The 1863-nt window shown below is 63.3% G+C and carries 3 protein-coding genes; all 3 read right to left on the reverse strand.

What is annotated here, in order from left to right:
- Positions 1–251, reverse strand: a 251-nt coding sequence (locus LJ655_RS29975; RefSeq protein WP_230564767.1) for an ATP-binding cassette domain-containing protein, incomplete at its 3' end; no start/stop codon positions are given.
- 17 nt (positions 252–268) lie between these two features.
- Complete coding sequence (locus tag LJ655_RS29980; protein WP_230564768.1) at positions 269–1060, reverse strand: ABC transporter ATP-binding protein; 792 nt, start codon at positions 1058–1060, stop codon at positions 269–271.
- A gap of 20 nt (positions 1061–1080) precedes the next feature.
- A partial coding sequence (locus tag LJ655_RS29985; protein ID WP_230564769.1) for an ABC transporter permease subunit occupies positions 1081–1863 on the reverse strand: 783 nt, incomplete at its 5' end.

A 1863-nucleotide genomic window follows, 5' to 3' on the forward strand; every position in this document is an offset into this window, starting at 1 on the left:
CCTTCCGGCACCATCGCGAGACCGCGCTTGAGCAGCTCATGCGCGGGCAGCCCCTTGATCGACTGACCCATGTACTCGATGTCGCCGGCCGCGTACGCCTTCAGACCGGTGATCGCCTTCATCGTCGTGGTCTTGCCCGCGCCGTTCGCGCCGATCAGCGTGACGAGTTCGCCCTGCCCGACCTCGAGATCGACACCCTTGACCGCCTGGATGCCGCCGTAGTTGACCTGCAGGCCCTTGATTTTCAACATTGCTTGCGTCGTGGACATCAGTGGACCCCCGCACCCAGATAAGCTTCGATCACCTTCGCATCCTTTTGCACGTCCTGCGGCAGACCCTGCGCAATCACCTTGCCGTAGTCGAGCACCGTCATCTGGTTGCACAGGCCCATCACGAGCTTCACATCGTGCTCGATCAGCAGAATCGTCCTGCCGTCCGCGCGGATCTTGTCGAGCAGCCTGGTCAGCTCGACCTTCTCGGTGGCGTTCATGCCGGCCGCCGGTTCGTCAAGTGCGAGCAGCTTCGGATCCGTCGCCAATGCGCGGGCGATTTCCAGTCGACGCTGGTGGCCATACGACAGGTTGCGCGACGTGTAGTCCGCGTATTGCGTGATGCCGACGTAGTCGAGCAGTTCGAGCGCGCGCTCCTTGATCTCGCGCTCTTCCTGGCGCTCGGCCGGGGTCTGGAACACCGCGCCGAGCAGACCGTGCCTGGTGCGCACATGCCGCCCGACCATCACGTTTTCGAGTGCGGTCATGCCGCCGAACAGCCGGATGTTCTGGAACGTGCGCGCGATGCCAGCCTTCGCGACCTGATAGACCGCGGTCGGCGTGTAGTTCTCGCCGTCGAGCTTGAACTCGCCCGAATCCGGCGTGTACAGACCCGTGATCACGTTGAAGAAGGTCGTCTTGCCGGCGCCGTTCGGACCGATCAGACCGTAGATCTCGCCCGCGCGGATCTGCAGGCCGACCTCGGAAAGCGCCTGCAGGCCGCCGAAGCGCTTGTTGACGCCCTTCACCGACAGACGGATCGCCGCGTTGTTGCTTACGTTATCGCTCATGTCTTTTTCTCCACCGGACCTTATGCGCGCACCGGCTTCTTGCCGCTACGCTTCGCCAGCTTCGCAATCTTGTCTTCGTGCTTCGGCGCGGGCCACAGGCCCTCCGAGCGATACAGCATGATCACGACCATCGCGAGCCCGTACAGCAACTGACGGATCACTTCCGTATCGACGATTTCATGGCCGAAGATCATGTTCTGCAGCGGACCCATCGTCGAGCGCAGGAACTCGGGGAACACCGCGAGCAGCACCGCGCCGAGAATCACGCCGGGAATGTGGCCCATGCCGCCGAGCACCACGCACGCCAGCACCACGACCGATTCCCAGAACGTGAACGACTCGGGCGACACGAAGCCCTGAAACGCACCGAACATCGCGCCCGACAGGCCGCCGAACGACGCGCCCATCGCGAAGGCGAGCAGCTTCACGTTACGGGTGTTGATGCCCATCGCCTTGGCGGCGATTTCGTCCTCGCGGATCGCGGCCCACGCACGGCCGATCCGCGAATGCTGCAGACGCGTACACGTCCAGATCACGAACAGCGCGCACAGCACGAACAGGTAGTAGTACAGGGACACCGACGGAAACGGGTAGCCGAACAGCGAGTGCGTCTGCGAGAGGCTGAAGCCGCCGACCTGCACCGGATCGATCCCGGTGATACCCTTCGGGCCGTTGGTGATGTTCACCGGACGGTCGAGGTTGTTCATGAAGATCCGCACGATTTCCCCGAAACCGAGGGTCACGATCGCGAGGTAGTCGCCGCGCAGACGCAGCGTCGGCGCACCCAGCAGAATCCCGAACAT

It is taken from the genome of Paraburkholderia translucens (assembly GCF_020881035.1).
Classification (GTDB): Bacteria; Pseudomonadota; Gammaproteobacteria; order Burkholderiales; family Burkholderiaceae; genus Paraburkholderia; species Paraburkholderia translucens.